The 21523-nt window shown below is 38.6% G+C and carries 6 protein-coding genes and 2 rRNA genes; all 8 read left to right on the top strand.

Features of this window, described 5'->3' with window-relative positions:
* The first annotated feature begins 476 nt into the window (after positions 1-476).
* Entirely contained in the window at positions 477-7166 is a 6690-nt protein-coding gene (locus EXC55_RS00075; protein WP_129622668.1) for an MAG3090 family protein, read from the top strand.
* Positions 7167-7731: 565 nt separating this feature from the next.
* The gene (locus EXC55_RS00070; protein ID WP_129623246.1) at positions 7732-9102 is read left to right on the top strand and encodes a glycine--tRNA ligase; all 1371 of its coding nucleotides are present in this window, start codon (positions 7732-7734) and stop codon (positions 9100-9102) included.
* A 29-nt stretch (positions 9103-9131) separates the two neighbouring features.
* Positions 9132-11243 carry a DNA primase gene (dnaG, locus tag EXC55_RS00065; protein WP_129622667.1) on the top strand — a complete coding sequence of 704 codons (2112 nt, stop codon included), beginning with the start codon at positions 9132-9134 and terminating at the stop codon, positions 11241-11243.
* Positions 11227-12816, top strand: coding sequence for an RNA polymerase sigma factor (locus tag EXC55_RS00060; RefSeq protein ID WP_129622666.1), 1590 nt, complete (start codon positions 11227-11229; stop codon positions 12814-12816). Before dnaG ends, EXC55_RS00060 begins: the two co-directional genes overlap by 17 nt.
* On the top strand, positions 12806-13705 hold the full coding sequence (locus tag EXC55_RS00055) for a Nif3-like dinuclear metal center hexameric protein (RefSeq protein ID WP_129622665.1): 900 nt from the start codon (positions 12806-12808) through the stop codon (positions 13703-13705). Before EXC55_RS00060 ends, EXC55_RS00055 begins: the two co-directional genes overlap by 11 nt.
* Before the next feature lie 392 nt (positions 13706-14097).
* A 16S ribosomal RNA gene (locus EXC55_RS00050) occupies positions 14098-15612 on the top strand.
* A gap of 342 nt (positions 15613-15954) precedes the next feature.
* Positions 15955-18834 (top strand): 23S ribosomal RNA (locus tag EXC55_RS00045).
* Together the 16S and 23S rRNA genes form the textbook arrangement of a ribosomal RNA operon.
* A 354-nt stretch (positions 18835-19188) precedes the next feature.
* Entirely contained in the window at positions 19189-21471 is a 2283-nt protein-coding gene (locus EXC55_RS00040) for an HsdM family class I SAM-dependent methyltransferase (protein WP_129622664.1), read from the top strand.
* Positions 21472-21523 lie beyond the last annotated feature (52 nt).

Genomic DNA, 21523 nt, shown 5'->3' with positions numbered 1-21523 from the left:
CTAGAACACTCAGAAAAAAACCGTTTATATTTTTGGTTTTTAAATCTCATTGGATTTTGTTACTTATTTTTATTTATATATAGATAAAGTTTGTTATACAAAATATCTTTCAATACCTAAAAATGATGTTAACTAGAAATTATAGTTTCTAGTTTTTTTCTTAAACTTTATATAAAAATCTTTATCTTAAACGTATATATCTATAAAATAGCTTAATTCGCAAAACTTACTGTTTGTGTTATTTCGAAAAAATAATAAAAAAAAACTTTTTTCTGTTAAGTTCTCACTTGAATTATTGATTTTTGAAATAATTAGATTTCTTTTGCTTCTAAAATTTTGCTAATTTTCTTTTGCTTTATCATTGTTTGCCAGAGCAATGATACTTAAGAGAAGCAAAATAATATATAATTAACGCATATTTATTATATATTCATATATGAATATAAATCTAAAGTGAATTCTATAAAGGACTTAATATGAAAAGACTTAACTGTACCTTTGAGTGAAAAAGTGATCCGGTGTTTCCTTGACTGCTTAAGCACCCAAAAATTGATCATGGTTTAGCAAAATTTCATACCAGAGAAGATGCTTTGAAATGATTTATGAACCTAAAAATTGATACTGCTGTTTGGTTTCATGATATCAACAAAGCATTCGCTATTTTTGGTGGTAAGTTAATTATTGATGAAGTTGATGGTAAATGAAAAAATGAAATCACAACTAAACGTTTTGATGGCCAATATACACCAAGAGAAATTCAATATGAACTTGGCATTAATCCACAAACCAAAGAGGTTGATCCTGTTGAATTAGAAAATTATGTACAAAATATCGAATTCATTTTACTTGATGATCCAAGTAAATATTTCGACCTTGCAAACGAAGTTGAATTTTCAAAATACAACAAAAAACCTAAAAGACCATCACAAGTTATTACTACTTACCAAATCAAAGAAGACATTGTTATTCACATTATTGGACCAGACCAAGAACCAAGTGATTTTACCGCATCTCAATTACACTCACAACTAACCAACAAAGAAGTAATCAAAGAAGACTTAGTTGAAACTCAAACTGAAAAGCCAACTGAAGTTGTACAAGTTTCGCCACATACTGATGACCAAGAAACAAAACAAATCCTTGAAGAGGTTGTTCCTACATCAGCTGTACCAGTTGAATCTGATAGTCCTATTCCAATTGAACAAACTTTAGATGAATTTGTAAATGAAGTTTTACATTCTCCTTCAGATGAAAATGCTGAAGAACTTTTTGATGCAAAAATTAAAGAAGATCTTATTCAAAATTCACTTGACTTTACTGAAATTAATCAAGTTTATTTAGATACGAAAGCTCCTTTAGTTAACCAACTTAATAACAAAAACGTGATCAAAGAAGAACTAGCCGATGGTGATGTCAAAGCAGAATCAAAACCTGATAAACAAGCTATTCCTCAAGCTGAAACAGCAACTACTACACCAACTTTCTTGCTAGTTAAAGAAGACTTAGTTGCTGTTAATCAACCAAACTATAATCAACCTACTAATCCAGTTAACTTTAACTTAATCAAAGAAGAGTGACCTTTCGGCAAACCTGAAGCACCACTTAAGGAAGACCAAGCGCACGCAGCACAACCACTAGAAGTTGTTGAAGAAACGCCAGCAGAATTTGTACCGGTTAAAGAAGATTTAGTTACTCACTTTACTCCTCACTATCCAGCAGATGGCGAGCCTGTGGACTTTAACTTAATCAAAGAAGAATTACCTGGCGGTAAAGCTTACTTACCTGCGCCAAAAGAAGAAAAAGTTGAACTAGTTGCCCAACCTGTCGTTGAAACAACTAAACTATTTGTACCGGTTAAAGAAGATTTGGTAACCAGTTTTGTACCTGTTTACTCACTTTCACCTTCACCAGTTAACTTCAACTTAATCAAAGAAGAGTGACCTTTTGGCAAACCTGAAGCACCACTTAAGGAAGACCAAGCGCATGCAGCACAATCATTAGAAGTTGTTGAAGAAACTCCAGCAGAATTTGTACCTGTTAAAGAAGATTTAGTTACTCACTTTACGCCACAATATCCAGCTGATGGTGAACCTTTAGACTTTAACTTAATCAAAGAAGAATGACCAGACGGCAAAGCTTACTTACCTGCGCCAAAAGAAGAAAAAGTTGAACCAACAGCGCAACCTGTTGTTGAAACAACTAAACCTTTTGTACCGGTTAAAGAAGATTTTATAACCAGTTTTGTACCTGTTTACCCACTTTCACCTTCACCAGTTAACTTCAATTTAATCAAAGAAGAGTGACCTTTTGGCAAGCCTGAAGCACCGCTTAAGGAAGACCAAGCGCACGCAGCACAATCATTAGAAGTTGTTGAAGAGACTCCAGCAGAATTTGTACCGGTTAAAGAAGATTTAGTTACTCACTTTACGCCACAATATCCAGCTGATGGTGAGCCTTTAGACTTTAACTTAATCAAAGAAGAATGACCTGGCGGTAAAGCTTACTTACCTGCGCCAAAAGAAGAAAAAGTTGAACCAGTTGCTCAACCTGTCGTTGAAACAGCTAAACCATTTGTACCGGTTAAAGAAGATTTTGTAACCAGTTTTGTACCTGTTTACCCACTTTCACCTTCACCAGTTAACTTCAATTTAATCAAAGAAGAGTGACCTTTTGGTAAACCTGAAGCACCGCTTAAGGAAGACCGAGCGCATGCAGCACAATCATTAGAAGTTGTTGAAGAAACTCCAGCAGAATTTGTACCGGTTAAAGAAGATTTAGTTACTCACTTTACGCCACAATATCCAGCTGATGGTGAACCTGTTGATTTCAATTTAATTAAAGAAGAATGACCAGACGGCAAAGCTTACTTACCTGCGCCAAAAGAAGAAAAAGTTGAACCAACAGCGCAACCTGTTGTTGAAACAACTAAACCTTTTGTACCGGTTAAAGAAGATTTTATAACCAGTTTTGTACCTGTTTACCCACTTTCACCTTCACCAGTTAACTTCAACTTAATCAAAGAAGAGTGACCTTTTGGTAAACCTGAAGTACCGCTTAAGGAAGACCAAGCACATGCAGCACAATCATTAGAAGTTGTTGAAGAAACTCCAGCAGAATTTGTACCTGTTAAAGAAGATTTAGTTACTCACTTTACGCCACAATATCCAGCTGATGGTGAACCTGTTGATTTCAATTTAATTAAAGAAGAATGACCAGACGGCAAAGCTTACTTACCTGCGCCAAAAGAAGAAAAAGTTGAACCAGTTGCTCAACCTGTTGTTGAAACAACTAAGCCATTTGTACCGGTTAAAGAAGATTTTGTAACCAGTTTTGTACCTGTTTACCCACTTTCACCTTCACCAGTTAACTTCAACTTAATCAAAGAAGAGTGACCTTTTGGTAAACCTGAAGCACCGCTTAAGCAAGACCAAGCGCATGCAGCACAACCATTAGAAGTTGAAGAAGCTCCAGCAGAGTTTGTGCCTGTTAAAGAAGACTTAGTTACTAACTTCGTGCCTCACTATCCAGCTGATGGTGAGCCTTTAGACTTTAACTTAATCAAAGAAGAATGACCTGGCGGTAAAGCTTACTTACCTGTACAAAAAGAAGAAAAAGTTGAACCAGTTGCCCAACCTGTTGTTGAAACAACTAAGCCATTTGTACCGGTTAAAGAAGATTTGGTTCAAAGTTTTACACCAACTTATTCTGCACCAATTTTTGTCAACAGAAACTTAATTAAAGAAGAAATGCCAGATGGCGTTGCCAGAATAATTGCGAAAGAAGAACCAAAACCTCTTCAAGAAGATAAACCATTCGTTCCAGTTAAAGAAGATTTGGTGCAAGTTACATATGATTTTCAAGCAGCACCACAAGAATTTCAAGACAATCGTTGACCAATTCCAGAACTTCTTGAAGAAGGTTTACTCATCAAAGAGGAAATGCCACCTTTTGGCGACAATTTTGAGCAATCTTTACCTAAAGAACAATCTGAATCTGCGTCTGAAGTTGAACCAGTTGCTGAACCATTACCAACACCTGAAGAAACACAACCAACTAAATCATTTGTACCAGTTAAAGAAGATTTAGTTGAAGCAACAGAACCAAACTATAATCAACCTACAAACCCAGTTAACTTCAATTTAATTAAAGAAGAGTGACCTTTTGGCAAACCTGAAGCACCACTTAAGGAAGATCAAGCACACGCAGTGCAACCATTAGTTGTTGAAGAAGCTCCAGCAGAATTTGTACCTGTTAAAGAAGACTTAGTTACTCACTTTACACCACAATATCCAGCAGATGACGAACCTGTGGACTTTAACTTAATTAAAGAAGAATGACCTGGTGGTAAAGCTTACTCACCTGTACAAAAAGAAGAAAAAGTTGAGCCAGTTGTGCAACCTGTTGTCGAAACAGCTAAGCCATTTGTACCGGTTAAAGAAGATTTCGTAACCAGTTTTGTACCTGTTTACCCACTTTCACCTTCACCAGTTAATTTCAATTTAATCAAAGAAGAATGACCTTTCGGTAAACCTGAAGCACCCCTTAAGGAAGACCAAGCGCACGCAGCACAACCATTAGAAGTTGAAGAAGCTCCAGCAGAGTTTGTGCCTGTTAAAGAAGACTTAGTTACTAACTTCGTGCCTCACTATCCAGCTGACTTTAGTCCCGTGAACTTTGATTTAATCAAAGAAGAATGGCCAGATGGTCAAAAACCACTTGTGAACCTACCAGATAGTCCAAAACATCAACAATTTGTTCCTGTCAAAGAAGATTTTGTGAGTTCATTTGGTCCACATTATCCTGCTTCAAAATCACCAGTTGATTTCAATTTAATTAAAGAAGAATGACCTGATGGTAAAACTTACTTGCCTGTGTCAAAAGAAGAAAAAGTTCAACCAACTGTTCAACCTGCTGTTATTGAAACAATTAAACCATTTGTACCAGTTAAAGAAGACTTAGTTACTAACTTCATACCTCACTATCCTGCCGACTTTAGTCCTGTGAACTTTGATTTAATCAAAGAGGAATGACCAGATGGTCAAAAACCACTTGTGAACCTACCAGATAGTCCAAAACATCAACAATTTGTTCCTGTTAAAGAAGACTTTGTAAATTCATTTGGTCCACATTATCCAGCTTCAAAATCACCAGTGGACTTTGAATTAATTAAGGAAGAATGACCTGATGGAGTTGCTTATTTACCTGCGAAAGAAGAAATGCAACCAGAATCAGTTACCACACAAACTGATAATTCAACAGAAAAACTAACCGTTGAAGAAGAAAAGCCATTCGTACCAGTTAAAGAAGATTTAGTGGAAACTTATGTGCCTCATTACTCAGCTGACTTTAGTCCTGTTGACTTTGCTTTAATCAAAGAAGAATGACCAGATGGTGAAAAACCATTTATTAGTCCAGAACAAACTCCTGTACACAAACAATTTGTTCCTGTCAAAGAAGATTTTGTGAGTTCATTTGTACCACACTATCCGCCTTCAAAATCACCAGTTGACTTTGAATTAATTAAGGAAGAATGGCCAGGTGATGTGTACCTACCAGAAGCAAGTGAACCAGACGCAGTACCTGCTCCTGTTGACTCAACGCCTCTTGTTGAAGAAGAAAACTTAGAAACGCAACAAACTTTTGTTGATGGTCCACCAATCAAAGAAGAACTGCCAACTAGAAAAACAATTGCGGACTGAACAGCTCGTCCACAAGAATTTAGAGATGATTTGTTCCCAATTGCTCAAAGTTACGCAAACAAAGTCTTAATAAAAGAAGATGATGATGAAGTGCGCTTGTTTATGGCATCAGGTGGTTGGCTAGATTGAACTACACAAAAAGATCCAATTGATAATCTTGATGTTGCAAACTTAAGGGAACTTAAAGGTTACCTAGATAAAGAAAAAGCTTACGACCAACGCTATGTTACTAAGTACAAATACATTGGTGACTTTAGTGAAATTCACCAATATATGATTGTGGAACAATACTTAGATAAATTAAAAGCACTTAATGATTTAGTTTCTGGACAAACTATTAGTGATAGCGACTTTAGTAGAATTTACTCAAATGTTACTGCAGCCAACTGAGTGCTTGATAATATCAACGCAAAATTAGATGCCACAACCTTAGCACAAAGCAACACGCAACTAGTTGAACCTTTAACGAAAATTCAAGATACTTTATTACGCAAATTTGCCTATGGTAAAGGTTTATCTGACAAACCAATTAACTCCGCTTACTACTACAACACAGTGGAAAAAACTCGTCAACTTGTTGCGTATGAAACTTCATACTTAAATTATGGTGACTTCTATGTTGGGTTTGTCCCTTACGCTGAATATGATTATGAAATTCCACTTGTGCTTAAGTACAACGTCCAAAATCCATATGCTAATGATCAGTTGTTAGCAAACTTTAGAAGTTTGAACAATGCAGTTTATACTGGTTTAGAAAATTACTACAAACACACGCATGAAATTGATAAAAATGAGGTAAACATTATGAAACACGCTAACTTGACTCCTCAACTTGATCCAGACTTCACAACCAAGGAAGATCAAGTTGAATACACCATCATTGACCCTGATGATGTCAATGAAGCTAGAAGCCAATACGAAGAAAACAAGATCAAAGAAGACCAAATTATTTTCCCTGACTTAAGAGTGCCAGTTAACACCCAGCCAATTGCACCTGAAGTAATTGATCCTGAAACTCCTGGCCAACTCAACTACAAAGACGCTCACAAAGCTAAACGGCAAGAACTTAAAAATGCTGCCAAAGCCAAGAAAACTAAAGAGAAAAGTGCAAAAGTACCTGCTCCTTTTGCTGAATTGATTGCTGAAAACGTGATTCCAACTGTTTTACCAGCAAACGAAGTCAAAGAACCAGCTGCCAAAACCAAAAAAGCTGAACCAGTAGTTGACACTTCAACGATTCCAGTGGTAGCCCAAAAATTACCAGACTTTTGAACTTCACAACACGAAGACTTTAGCAAATTACATGTGACCAACGAAAAAGCAGATGTCACTGTGGCTAAGGGTGAAAAAGCTTCAACTGGTTTCAAAATTTTCCTTGCTTTTGCCGCTCTCTTTGTGGTGGCAGTGATCGTCTTGGCTGTCTTTGGAATCTTAGCCCTTACTGACGTGTTTAACATTTTTAGTTAGTAACTTACACTACTAGCTAATTTGCTTAACTAATTAAGCAAACTACTTAGTTTGTAATTACTCCAACTTCATCCGTGCTGACTACCAACTGCGCTAGTCAAAACTAACTAGAGCCTTGTGCTCTAGTTTTTGTTTTGATTTTGTTCCTTTTAGACTAAAATATGTAACTATACATACAACACATATACAAATTTACAAACACAGAAAGATTTTCGCTATGGCATCAACTTCTGACCACAACAAAAATAACAATGAAAATTTACTTGGTAAACATTACATCATCAACCAAGCACGCAAAGCCAATGGCCAAACTTATTTACTGGCAGCCATTTCACGAGGCTATCGCAAAGGTTCAAGTTGCACAGTTGGCCTTGGTTACCTTGAACGTTTAGTTGAAAGCACAAAACTTAGTCCCGAAGTAATTCTTGCTAAGCTCAAAAGCAAAGCGAAGGAAGTAGTTTATGGTACTGACCGCGCTAAAGTTAAAGCCGTTTTACTAGCTAGCATTACGCAAACAGCGACAAAAAAAATTGACTGAGACAAACAAATTCTCAAAACTAAAGTTTTAGCAAATGCCGACAAAAGTATTCCAAAACTCATCAACTTACTCAAGAGCACAGGTTTTGTGTTTCAGGGCTCAGAAATTTATGGCGGTTTAGCTAACACTTGAGACTATGGTCCACTGGGTACATTATTAAAAAATAACGTAGCACGTTTGTGAGAACGTGAATTTATTACTAAAGAAAAACAAAACTTTTTGATCGATTCTAAAATTCTTATGAACCCGCAAGTGTGAGTGACTTCTGGCCACGTAACTAACTTTAATGACCCTTTGATTGAAAATAAAGTTAACGGCAAACGTTACCGTGCGGATAAACTAATTGAAGCCATTGATCCTAGTCTTAACGCTGAAACTTTAAGTTTTGCCCAAATGCAAGCCTTTCTCACACAACACCTTCACGAATATGAAGGCGCTAAGTGCGACTGGAGTGAAGTTAAAAAGTTTAACTTGATGTTTGAAACCAGACAAGGAGTGCTTGAAGACAAAAAAAGCACCATTTATTTACGTCCTGAAACTACGCAAGGGATTATGGTGAACTTTAAAAACGTGCAACGGGCAATGCGTGCTAAACCACCCCTTGGGATTGGCCAAATTGGTAAAAGTTTTCGTAACGAAGTTACCCCCGGGAATTTCATCTTCCGGACCCGTGAGTTTGAACAAATGGAACTTGAAGTCTTTTGTACTCCTGCGCAAGCACCCCAACTCTACCAGGATTACATTCAAAAAACTTTTAACTTTGTGCGTTTACTTGGTTTGGCGCAAGCTAACTTGCGCATTCGTGAACATGCACCTGAAGAACTAGCCCACTATTCAGCTGGTACTAGTGACATTGAATACCACTTTCCATTTGGTTGGGGTGAATTACTTGGCGTAGCCAACCGGACTGACTTTGACCTCAAGAGTCACCAAGCTGCCACGGGTGAATCGCTCGAATACCAAGATCCTTTCACAAACGAAAAATTTCTTCCGTATGTAATTGAACCTTCAATGGGACTTGACCGTTTGCTCTTTGCACTCTTAATTGATGCCTATGACGAAGAGCAATTGGCCGATGGTGATTCGCGCGTTGTCCTTAGGTTTAAACCAGCCGTGGCACCATATAAAGTTGCCATTCTACCACTTGTAAAAAAATTAAACGAGAAAGCTACCGAAGTTTTTGAAGACTTACTAGCAACTAATCTTAGTGTAGCTTATGATGATAGTGGCTCAATTGGTAAACGTTATCGGCGTCAAGACGCACTAGGCACACCATACTGCGTGACCATCGATTTTGACACCCTTGTCGACCAGTGTGTTACCATTCGGAACCGTGACACAATGAAACAAGAACGCATCAAAATCAGTGAAATTACCTCTTATTTACAAAAAATATAGTAAAATTTGTTTCACAAACAACAGCAAAAATGACCAAAGACCTCATTCAACTAGTCAAAGATGCTAATGACATTGAAGAAGTAATTAGCTCATACCTCAATGTAATTAAAAAGGGACGTAACTATGTGGCGTTATGTCCTTTTCACAGTGACTCAAATCCCTCACTTTCCATTTCGAAAGAAAAACAACTCTTTAAGTGTTTTGTCTGCAACGTTGGTGGTAATGTGATTTCCTTTGTGGCTAAATACACTAAATGTTCTTGACAGCAAGCTTTAGTGACCCTGGCACAAAGAGCAGGAATTGACGTAAGTAACTATAATATAGGTGAGGAAACTAAACCAACTTACTCACGTAACGAAGAAACTAAACTTGAACAACTTGACCGTTTGAACAACTTTTTTAAATTCGAATTTTTAGCCAATAGCGGCACGCGTGAACTCAAAACTTTTTTTAATGAACGTAACCTCACACTCGAATTGCTCAAAGAATTTGACATCGGTTTTGCTCCTGAAACCGCTTTTGAAACCTTTGTGCAAAAAGAACTCCAAGGCGACCTTCGTGTTTTACAAGCAAGTGGAGTTTTGACTGAAGCAAACAAATTAATTTTTCGCAATCGTGTCACTTTTGCTATTCGTGATGTTCATGGCAATGTGGTTGGTTTTAGTGGTCGGACACTTTTACCACATGAAAAACCTAAATATGTTAATAGTTCTGAAAACTCTTTATTTCAGAAGGCAAAGCTAATTTATAACTACCATCGTGCAATTACAAGCGACTCAACCAAGCTCATCTTGACAGAAGGTTTTATGGATGTAATTGCCCTTTACCGTGCGAATTATAAAAACGGAATCGCCTTAATGGGTACGGCACTTACTACTGACCACCTGCATTTGCTCAAAAACAAAGAAATTTTACTTTTTCTCGATGGTGATGCAGCCGGTCAAAATGCTACTTACCAGTCAATTAAATTTCTCACAAAACACAACATTTATACTTTAGTTGCCAACAACCAAACTGACTTAGACCCTGATGAACTCTTAAACCAATTTGGTCCTAAACGATTGCAAGCTCTACTTGAAAAACCAATTTCCGCTATGGAATTTGCTTACCATTACCTCGTTAAGAAACACAATTTAACACTTAACGCGACTAAACAACCTAACTTTCGTGATTATCAAGAATTTGGATACGATTTTGCCGAGTTATTATGACACACCGACCACATTGAAAAGAAATTTTGAAATAATCGTGTTCAAGAAGAAATTGATAAGTCGTTTAATTTAGAAGATTTTTTCGCAGCTTTCACTCACCAACCTAGCAAAATTGAAGCAGACGAATTGAGCGATTTTTTTGAAAATCATTCAGAACCAAAAACCGTTGCTTCGCAGAGTGAAACACCAACCCAAACAGACCAACCTAGCGATCAAGCACAGCAACCCGTTCCGCAGTTTATCGAAGTAGAAAAATTCATTTATCTTCTTATCAAGCATCCAGAGTTACACAAAATTTACAAACGAGCACAAAATTATTTATGATCAATCGATGACACCGTCAATAAAGACTATTTTTTTCGAGAATTTAGTTATTCACATCCCACTTATGAACAAGATCCTACAAGTGAAGAAAATTTTGTGGAGAATTTAAGTTTAAATGAAGATGAAGAATTAACACCGGCCAAACGCAAAGAACAAGTGTTTCGTCGTTTGGGTGAAAAAATTCAAAAAGCCAATGAGTTTAAACTTAGTCCTAACTCTGTGCAAAAATTAGAACTTGAATACTTTTCTTCTGCTGAATTTCGCGAGTTTTTAACAAATTTTTATCAGTATGGTGCTAATGAAAGCGCGAGTGATTATCACCACAAGATAGTGTTGTTTTGTAACCAGATGCTTAGAGCTCTACGTGCTTATTTGATCCATGCTGATAAATTAATTCTTGCTGATTTGACTTTTAAGTCTAATAAAGCTCGTCAAATAACAAATAACACCGCTGAACAGGAACAAAAACAAAACCAAGAATATAAATCAGGGGTTTCATTGCACGAAAAGTTAAAAGATTACTATGATAAATTTTTAATATCAATTGACTCGCAACAACTAGCAACAATAATTCTTAAGGAGGACGAACATGGCCAAGACTATTAAAAAAGAAATCTTACCAGTAGTTGAATTGGTGGAAAAATACGCAGAAACTCAAGGAAAGAAACAACTAAGCCAGCAGGATCTCTATGACTATCTAAATAAAATTCAAGTTGAAGTGACTGATAGTGAGATGGATGATTTTTATGATGCCTTGATGCAAAAAGGTTTGCTTTCTGACGAAACCAACCAAGGCGATCTTGACGATGTGAGTGATTTTGATTTTAGCAGCGAAGGTGTTGATTTAGATCTTGACGAAGATGAAATTAGTTCCGACCCTGACGGTGAACACGACTCAGAACGTACCACGGCACCAACACATCGTGAAAGTGATTACGATGATTACGATGATGAGGACGAAGAGGAAGCACAACCAAATCGGAAAAAAGAGAAAAAAGCTCGCAACGATGACGAATACGATGACTTCGACCCTGAGATGGCGGGTTACTTGAGCGACTATGATCTTGGCTCTGACTATGACGATGACGAGTATGCTTATGATTACGATGACGAAGACTATTATTCAGACGAAAGTTCTTACGCTGATGACGAAGAAGAAGTGGATGAGGAAAAACCAAAAGGTAAACGTGGCAAGAAGAAACTCGAACAACTAGAACTTGAAAACTTTGATAATGACAACGATATTGTGTTAAATAGTAACGGGCAAAAGAAAAGTGTGAAAGAACTCCGGAACAAACTTACTGAAACCCAAGATATTGTCAAGTGATATATGCGTTGGATTGGTAAGTACGGAAAATTACTCACCAAAGAGGAAGAAGAAAAACTTGCTCAAGAAATGGATAATGGTGGTTTCCGGGGCAAACGCGCTCGTGATAAACTCATCAAACGGAACTTGCGGCTTGTAATTAATAATGCGAAAAAATACAAAAACAGAGGTTTAAGTTTTATTGACTTAATTTCTGAGGGAAATAGTGGTATTGTCAAAGCTGTGCAAAAATATGACGTGCGGACTGGTTACAAGTTTTCAACTTATGCCACCTGGTGAATCCGGCAAGCAATCACCCGTGCTGTTGCCGACCAAGCGCGTACCATCCGGGTACCAGTACATATGGTCGAAACCATCAATAAACTTTCAAAAGTTGAGCGGGACTTACAACAAGAACTTGGTCGTGAACCAACTGACGAAGAAATTGCTAAAAGATTTGACAACAATTACACCGCTGCCAAGGTGCGTTACATTCGTAAAATTAATGTCGATCCTATTTCACTTGATAAACAAATTGGCAAGGAAAACGATTCTTCGTTTAGTGATTTTGTCAAAGACGAAACTATCACCAGCCCAGTTGACTATGCCTCAAGCGAAGAATTGGTGCACAACTTAGACAAAATTTTGCGTGAAACACTCGATGATGAAGAGTACACCCTCATTTGTAAACGTTACGGTGTTGGCCACAATCCAGAGGATGATAACAAACCATTTCGTTTACACTCACTCGAAGAATTAGCAGCCGAACGTGGTGTTTCGAAGGAACGCATCAGACAAATTGAAAATAAAATTCTCAAGAAAGTGAAAAATAGTTCGAAAAACGCAAAGAACTTAAAAGATTATGCCCACTAAACAACCAAAAACACCAACTCAAACCCTTGCCAAAGCACGCAACTTAAAAATTAGCGAACTCATTCACGCTCTAAAGCAAGTTTACCCACCAGTACTCACTGATGAACTTGGCACACCAACTTATGCTGACAAAACCAAATTGCCATCAAGAACACTTTGTCGCGGGGTTGTGGTTGCGCTAGATGTTGATGACAAAGTAATTGACTTTATGCTTAAGCACGAGTGTAACTTACTTATTACTCACCATTTATTGCACTGACACACTAAGGCTGACGAAAAACTACTCGAACCACACAAACAAAGCTTAGACCAACTTTTGCGTTCACACCGCTTGTACACCTTTGGTTTGCACGAAGAATTTGACGAAGCGCCACAAAATGACACTTCGACTTTAATTGCACGCAAAGTTTTACACACACTTGGTGTACCTGGTGACTTGGTTAATTATTACCAGTTGTCACCTTACCCAGCAATTTTACGAACTGACCAAAAAATCCCACTTATTTCTGTAGTCAACGCACTTAAAGAAGTTTTTGGCGCTGGCGCCTTCCAAGCTAACCTCAGACCAGAAGTCCTTAACAACCCTGCTAACACAGGGAACTACTTTATGTTTATGGCTGGTTCAGGTTCAATGAAGTATATGCACGAATTTTTAAACTATAGTAAAGGTATTGTTCAACCTGACTTAGTGGTTACTAGCGACATTAAATGGTCGGAGTGACAAACTTATCGCCAAGCGGGACTTAATGTTGTGGCGGTGCCGCATAACGTTGAAGCTGTCTTTATTAACGAAATGGCTCAGCAAGTACGTAACATTATTAGTGAGCACACAACCAAAAAAATTCCAGTTTATACCTTCGAGTCTGCACCTGAATACTGAAATATTTAAAACTAACAACTTTAGAACGCAACAAGCGTTCTTTTTTATGCACAAATTAGCTTTTTACTTTGCAAGAAAAGACGTCCTTATCTTTATTTATATATAGGGAAACTATGCTCGAATTTGATTACGTCATCCTGCCTAATTTTTGCAAAGTAAATTCGCTTGTCTAAGTGGGAAAAAAGTAGGAATTTTTTGTTTTGCTTTTTACTTGTTTTGTTATAATAACTCTCACGATAATTGCACTCAATCACAAATCATAATTACTATCAAAAAGTTGCAAAAAAATTTTAAAAAAATGTTTTGCAAAAATTTATTTAGTGCTATTATTGATAAGCAAACTTTTTTAAGTAAGCATTTGTTCTTTGAAAACTAGATATAGATAAACATGACAGTCAATTTTTTTCAAGAGTTTGATCCTGGCTCAGGATGAACGCTGGCTGTGTGCCTAATACATGCATGTCGAGCGAAGTTCTTCGGAACTTAGCGGCGAATGGGTGAGTAACACGTACTCAACGTACCCTTTAGCTTGAGATAGCAGTTGGAAACAACTGATAATATCAAATACGCATCTTTGTCGCATGATGAAGATGTAAAAGAACCTTCACGGGTTCGCTAAAGGATCGGGGTGCGCAACATTAGCTAGTTGGTGAGGTAACGGCCCACCAAGGCGATGATGTTTAGCGGGGTTGAGAGACTGAACCGCCACACTGGGACTGAGATACGGCCCAGACTCCTACGGGAGGCAGCAGTAGGGAATATTCCACAATGGACGAAAGTCTGATGGAGCGACACAGCGTGCAGGATGAAGGCCCCATGGGTTGTAAACTGCTGTGGTAAGGGAAGAAAAAACCGAAGAGGAAATGCTTTGGTCTTGACGGTACCTTATTAGAAAGCAACGGCTAACTATGTGCCAGCAGCCGCGGTAATACATAGGTTGCAAGCGTTATCCGGAATTATTGGGCGTAAAGCGTCTGTAGGTTGTTTGTTAAGTCTGGCGTCAAAACTTGGGGCTCAACCCCAAATCGCGTTAGATACTGGCATACTAGAGTTATGTAGAGGTTAGCGGAATTCCTTGTGAAGCGGTGAAATGCGTAGAGATAAGGAAGAACACCAATATGGCGAAGGCAGCTAACTGGACATATACTGACACTGAGAGACGAAAGCGTGGGGAGCAAACAGGATTAGATACCCTGGTAGTCCACGCCCTAAACGATGATCATTAGCTGATGGAAAATTCATCGGCGCAGCTAACGCATTAAATGATCCGCCTGAGTAGTACGTTCGCAAGAATAAAACTTAAAGGAATTGACGGGGATCCGCACAAGCGGTGGAGCATGTGGTTTAATTTGAAGATACGCGTAGAACCTTACCCACTCTTGACATCTTCTGCAACGCTATAGAGATATAGTTGAGGTTAACAGAATGACAGATGGTGCATGGTTGTCGTCAGCTCGTGTCGTGAGATGTTCGGTTAAGTCCTGCAACGAGCGCAACCCTTATCCTTAGTTACTAACATTTAGTTGAGCACTCTAGGGAGACTGCCCGAGTAATTGGGAGGAAGGTGGGGACGACGTCAAATCATCATGCCTCTTACGAGTGGGGCAACACACGTGCTACAATGGTCGGTACAAAGAGACGCAAACTGGTGACAGGGAGCAAACCTCAAAAAACCGATCTCAGTTCGGATTGTAGTCTGCAACTCGACTACATGAAGTCGGAATCGCTAGTAATCGTAGATCAGCTACGCTACGGTGAATACGTTCTCGGGTCTTGTACACACCGCCCGTCAAACCATGGGAGCTGGTAATGCCCGAAGTCGGTTTATTAACAAACTGCCTAAGGCAGGACTGGTGACTGGGGTTAAGTCGTAACAAGGTATCCCTACGAGAACGTGGGGATGGATCGCCTCCTTTCTACGGAGTACACTTAGTTAATTGTTCTTAATCGTTAATTCTAACGGCAATTAACACTTTTAACCAAACTTACATTTGACCTTCATTATTTCATAAATTTATCAACGTTTAACAGTCATGGCTTACAGGTCATAAGCAAAATATATCTAGTTTTGAGAGAACATTTCTCTCAAAATGAAATTGTTCTTTGAAAACTGAATAGTAAGATATTTTAATTAATATTTACAACGACATCTAACAAATTAATGTCAATTTGTTTTGATTCATCGAGTAAAAAACCAACACAAAAATGATTTATTGAAATGTCTTAAAATACACATCAACAACCAAATAGGAACATACTTTTAAATAAGGAAGAGTTTGTGGTGGATGCCTTGGGTCTGGAAGTCGATGAAGGACGTGATTACCTGCGATAAGTCTCGTGGAACTGGAAATAAGTTATGAAGCGGGAATTTCCGAATGGGGAAACCTAACTAGGGTAATGCCTAGTTGCCATTGTCTGAATACATAGGACAATGAGTGAGACACCTTGCCAACTGAAACATCTTAGTAGCAAGAGGAAAAGAAAATAAATAATGATTTCTTTAGTAGCGGCGAGCGAACGAGAAAGAGCCCAAACCATTTAACATGGGGTTGTAGGACGATCTATATAGAGTTACAAAACTTAATGATAGCAGAAGCTTTTGGGAAGAAGCGACACAGAGGGTGATATCCCCGTATGCGAAATTGTTAAGTCTCTTGGTCGGATCCTGAGTAGGGCGGGGCACGTGGAACCCTGTCTGAATCCGCCGGGACCACCCGGTAAGGCTAAATACTAACCAGACACCGATAGTGAACTAGTACCGTGAGGGAAAGGTGAAAAGAACCCCGAGAGGGGAGTGAAATAGATTCTGAAACCACTTACTTACAATTAGTCAGAGGCCATTTAAGGCTGATGGCGTACATCTTGCAGTATGGACCGGCGAGTTACTTTAACATGCGAGGTTAAGCGGACATAAGCGGAGCCGTAGAGAAATCGAGTCTTAACAGGGCGCTATTAGTATGTTGAAGTACACCCGAAACCAGGTGATCTATTCATGAGCAGGTTGAAACTTGGCTAACCCCAAGTGGAGGACCGAACCGCAGTACGCTGAAAAGTGCCCGGATGACTTGTGAATAGCGGAGAAATTCCAATCGAACTTGGAGATAGCTGGTTCTCCTCGAAATAGCTTTAGGGCTAGCGTGTGATGTTAAGTTTTGGTGGTAGAGCACTGAATATGGAATGGCGGCGCCTAGCTGTACTGACTATAATCAAACTCCGAATACCATTATGTATTGTCATGCAGTCGGAACCGGGGTGCTAACGTCCCGGCTCGCGAGGGTAACAACCCAGATCGTCGGCTAAGGTCCCAAAATCGTGTTAAGTCAGAAAGGTTGTGAGGTTTCACAAACAACTAGGAAGTTGGCTTAGAAGCAGCCACCTTTTAAAGAGTGCGTAATAGCTCACTAGTCAAGAGACCTTGCGCCAATAATTTAACGGGAGTAAAACACGATACCGAAGCCACGGGTACATTTGTACGTTAGAGGAGCGTTCTTAGGGCAATGAAGCTAGACTGTGAAGACTAGTGGAGCGCTAAGAAGTGAGAATGCCGGTATGAGTAACGATTCGTAGTGAGAATCTACGACGCCTATTGGGGAAGGTTTCCTGGGCAAGGTTCGTCCACCCAGGGTGAGTCAGGACCTAAGGCGAGGCCGAAAGGCGTAGTCGATGGACAACAGGTTAATATTCCTGTACTTTCTATAATTGTGATGGAGTGACGAAGAAGGATAGTCCTACCCATTTACTGGATTATGGGACAAGCTATAACTGGGAACTGTTGGCAAATCCGCAGTTCAGAACCGGGAGTAGTGACGTACAACTCTTTTGAGTAATCGGATGACTTCAAGCTTCCAAGAAAAGCTTCTAAACTTATGTTATGGAAACCTGTACCGAGAACGGACACACGTCCCCCAGATGAGTATTCTAAGGCGAGCGAGAAAACTAGTGTTAAGGAACTCTGCAAAATGACCCCGTAAGTTCGCAAGAAGGGGCTCCTATGCAAATAGGACACAGTAAATTATGAGGGGCAACTGTTTATCAAAAACACAGCTCTCTGCTAAACCGTAAGGTGAAGTATAGGGGGTGAAGCCTGCCCAGTGCCCGAAGGTTAAGTGGATGCGTTAGCTTTAGCGAAGCGTTGAAATGAAGCCCGGGTGAACGGCGGCCGTAACTATAACGGTCCTAAGGTAGCGAAATTCCTTGTCGGCTAAATACTGACCTGCACGAAAGGCGCAATGATCTCTCAACTGTCTCAACACTAGACTCGGTGAAATTATGGTCCCAGTGAAAACGCTGGGTTCCCGCATCAAGACGAAAAGACCCCATGGAGCTTTACTATAACTTCGTATTGAAATTTGGTCTAACATGTGTAGGATAGGTGGGAGATGCTGATGCTAGGACGCTAGTTCTAGTGGAGTCGTCCTTGAAATACCACCCTTGTTATATTGAGTTTCTAACTTGCTATCACTACAGGTAGGAGGACAGTGCGTGGTGGGTAGTTTGACTGGGGCGGTCGCCTCCTAAAAGGTAACGGAGGCGTTCAAAGGTACACTCAATACGGTCAGAAACCGTATGTAGAGCGCAAAGGTAGAAGTGTGCTTGACTGTGAGACTTACAAGTCGAGCAGGTGCGAAAGCAGGACTTAGTGATCCGGCTATTCATCGTGGAATGGTAGTCGCTCAACGGATAAAAGTTACCCTGGGGATAACAGGCTTATCTTGCCCAAGAGATCACATCGACGGCAAGGTTTGGCACCTCGATGTCGGCTCATCGCATCCTGGAGCTGGAGTCGGTTCCAAGGGTTTGGCTGTTCGCCAATTAAAGCGGTACGCGAGCTGGGTTCAAAACGTCGTGAGACAGTTTGGTCCCTATCTGATGTGGGCGTTGGAATATTGATGAGAGCCGCTCTTAGTACGAGAGGACCGGAGTGGACGTACCGCTGGTGCTCCAGTTGTTTCGCCAGAAGCATGGCTGGGTAGCTAAGTACGGAAAGGATAACCGCTGAAAGCATCTAAGTGGGAAGCCTCCTCAGAGATAAGTATTCCCTTGAGATTCCTTATAGACTATGAGGTTGATAGGATGGAGGTGTAAGCGTAGTAATACGTTGAGCTGACCATTACTAATAAATCGATCGGTTTAAAAGTATTGTTGAAATGTATTAAGACATTTTAATGAATCATTTGTGTAACTTACTGTTCAGTTTTCAGAGAACATCAACGCGCACCAACAGGTGCTTTTTTTTATGTTGTAAGCGGATTTGAGGCGGCAATTAATTTTTAGTTTAGTTGTTGGTTGTGAACACTAATTTTAGTGTCAAATTAGGTGTCAAAAGTGTCTCATTTTGCTTAAAAAAGGTGCAATTCTTGCTTATAATTATGCATAGTTGCTTTGGCAAATTCTGCTACAACACAGGAGTGTTTGCACACAGCAGTTGGTTGTAATGTTGCTTTGAAATTTGCGTTAAAATTATGCTTAGTAACCGTTAGGAAAGGAGCAAAATGGCTTACCTTAAAAGTGAATTTGAAATTGTGAGTGAATTTACTAATGCACTTGGTTTACGTAACCAAACTGACGGCACACTCCATCTTTACCACAAGCGTGATGCCAAAGTGCACCAAGCCACTAAACCTGACGGTTATTATTACTACGATGGCATCACCTTCATTTTGGATGCTAAAGCTGAAAACGCCCCTTTTACTGGGCAATTGTTTGATTACATGCAACTTGAGCAAAATGAAAATTTCATTGGTTTTATGTATAATGGCGCGACACTGAAAGTTTATGTCAATGGTGTTTTGCAATTAGATGAAACCACCGTACACGATAAGTTCTATTACAAACAAAAATATTTCCCACAAAAAATTAATAACTTTAAAATTATCAACGAACAAGCACACAAGTTGGCTAACTTATTCCGTGATGCTAACATCGATAAACAACTCAATGTTCCCTTCATTGGTGCTGTCTTCTTGAATTTAATGTATGCTCGTGAATTTTTACTCGAAGGCAAAACAGCCGGCGAATTAATCATCAATACTGCAACTACGAAAAGTATTATTTTCTCGCTGAAAAAAGGACTGCAATACGTTATTACGGACATAGGATCAAAACAAAGAAAACGTGATTATTTGCTTCGTTGTTTAGACGAAAGTACTTTAAACAACGCAAAAACTGCTGATTTAGTCCACATAGTCAACGTGATTACAAGTATTTATAACTTTATTAATATTTCTGAGAGCGATTATGATGGTAACGACATTATGAACAATTTTTTGCGTGTGTTTCGGAAATGAAATAGTGCTAATTCAAATGAAAAAGGCGAAGTGTTCACTCCTGACCACATTGCACAGTTAATGTTCGAACTTATTGATGTTAGTCCTGAAAATGTCATTCTAGATCCAACTTGTGGATCTGGAACTTTTTTAACTAACGCAATGAATTTAATGTTAAGAAAAGTTGCTGCTGACAACACTTTAGACGTTGAACAAAAACATTTACTGGCGCAAGAAATCAAGAAAAATCATATTATTGGTATTGAAATCAATGATTTTAACGCCACTTTAGCCGGAATCAATATGCTTTTACACGGTGATGGCTGCACTAATATTTGAACTAATGACTGTTTTGCTGAAATTAAGAAATTAACCAATTTATATGATCGTGTGTTAATGAATCCGCCTTTTAGTATCAAAATTAAGGAATTAAGTTTTGTGAAATTGGCACTCGACCATATGCAAAATAATGGGTTTTTAGCGACCATTTTGCCTAAAAGTGTGCTCAAAGGCACAGAAAAACAAAATGTTGATTTACTCAAAGAAATATTCCAAACTAACGAATTAGTTAGTGTAATTTCACTGCCAAATGATTTATTTTTACCTAATGCTGGTGTAGCTACTGTGATTGCTGTGTTTTACAAAAACATTGAAAAACAAACCAATCCGAAGTATAAAAATACACTTTTTATCAATATGAGTGACGATGGGTTTGTCTATAGTGGTCAGTATCGTGAAATGACAGATCAGTGACACGCAATTAAAAACGAAGTCTTGAATGCTTACAAAAAACACAACTATAACGAACTAAGAGCTTTAACAAAAGTTATTAACTATCAAGATGAGTTACTATTCGAAAGTTTCAATTCGCATCGACCCTATGAAGTAGCACAAAGTACTTTTGTAAAAACAATTCGCGAAAATTTAAGTGCCAAAATGCTCTGCGGCTACACTAATGATCCACTAACTAATCATTATTTATTTAAAAATTATTCGAAAACAAAAATAGAAAATTTACCAGAAAGAGCTTTTCAACGCTTTAAAATTACTGATTTGCTATACAAAATCGAAAAAGGTCGAGAAAAGCACAGTATTGATCGCAAACTCGAAAATAAATACATTAGTGGTGTTCCACTTTTAATAGCTAAAAAAGACAACAATGGTGTTGGTGGTTTAGTTAGTGAATATACAAAAACTTATGCCAACAAATTCGCAATTATCACCGGTGGCGATGGTGGTGGTGGCAAAACTTACTACTGCGACTTTGATTTTGCGGCAACTAGTTTTGTTTTGATAGCTGATTTAAAACCAGAATTACAGCCATTATTTGATGACTTTGCGAAATTTTACTTAGCAACTCGAATTAGTGAAAGGCTTTACAAAAACATCAACCACGGTCGCACTATCAGTGAATTAAGCTCTGAAATTGATATTCTTTTGCCAGTTAAACCGACCGGTGAAATAGACACAAAATATATGTCTGACTACATAAAAAACCTGAAAATCTAATGTGTGACTGTGAGTTCTAATTTCAGCTAATTTTAAGAAAAAAGTACAAAAC

This window comes from Mycoplasmopsis columbinasalis (genome assembly GCF_900660705.1).
GTDB lineage: Bacteria > Bacillota_I > Bacilli_A > Mycoplasmatales > Metamycoplasmataceae > Mycoplasmopsis > Mycoplasmopsis columbinasalis.
Note: the sequence above shows the minus strand (reverse complement) of the source record. Positions and strands in the feature narration are given on the sequence as shown.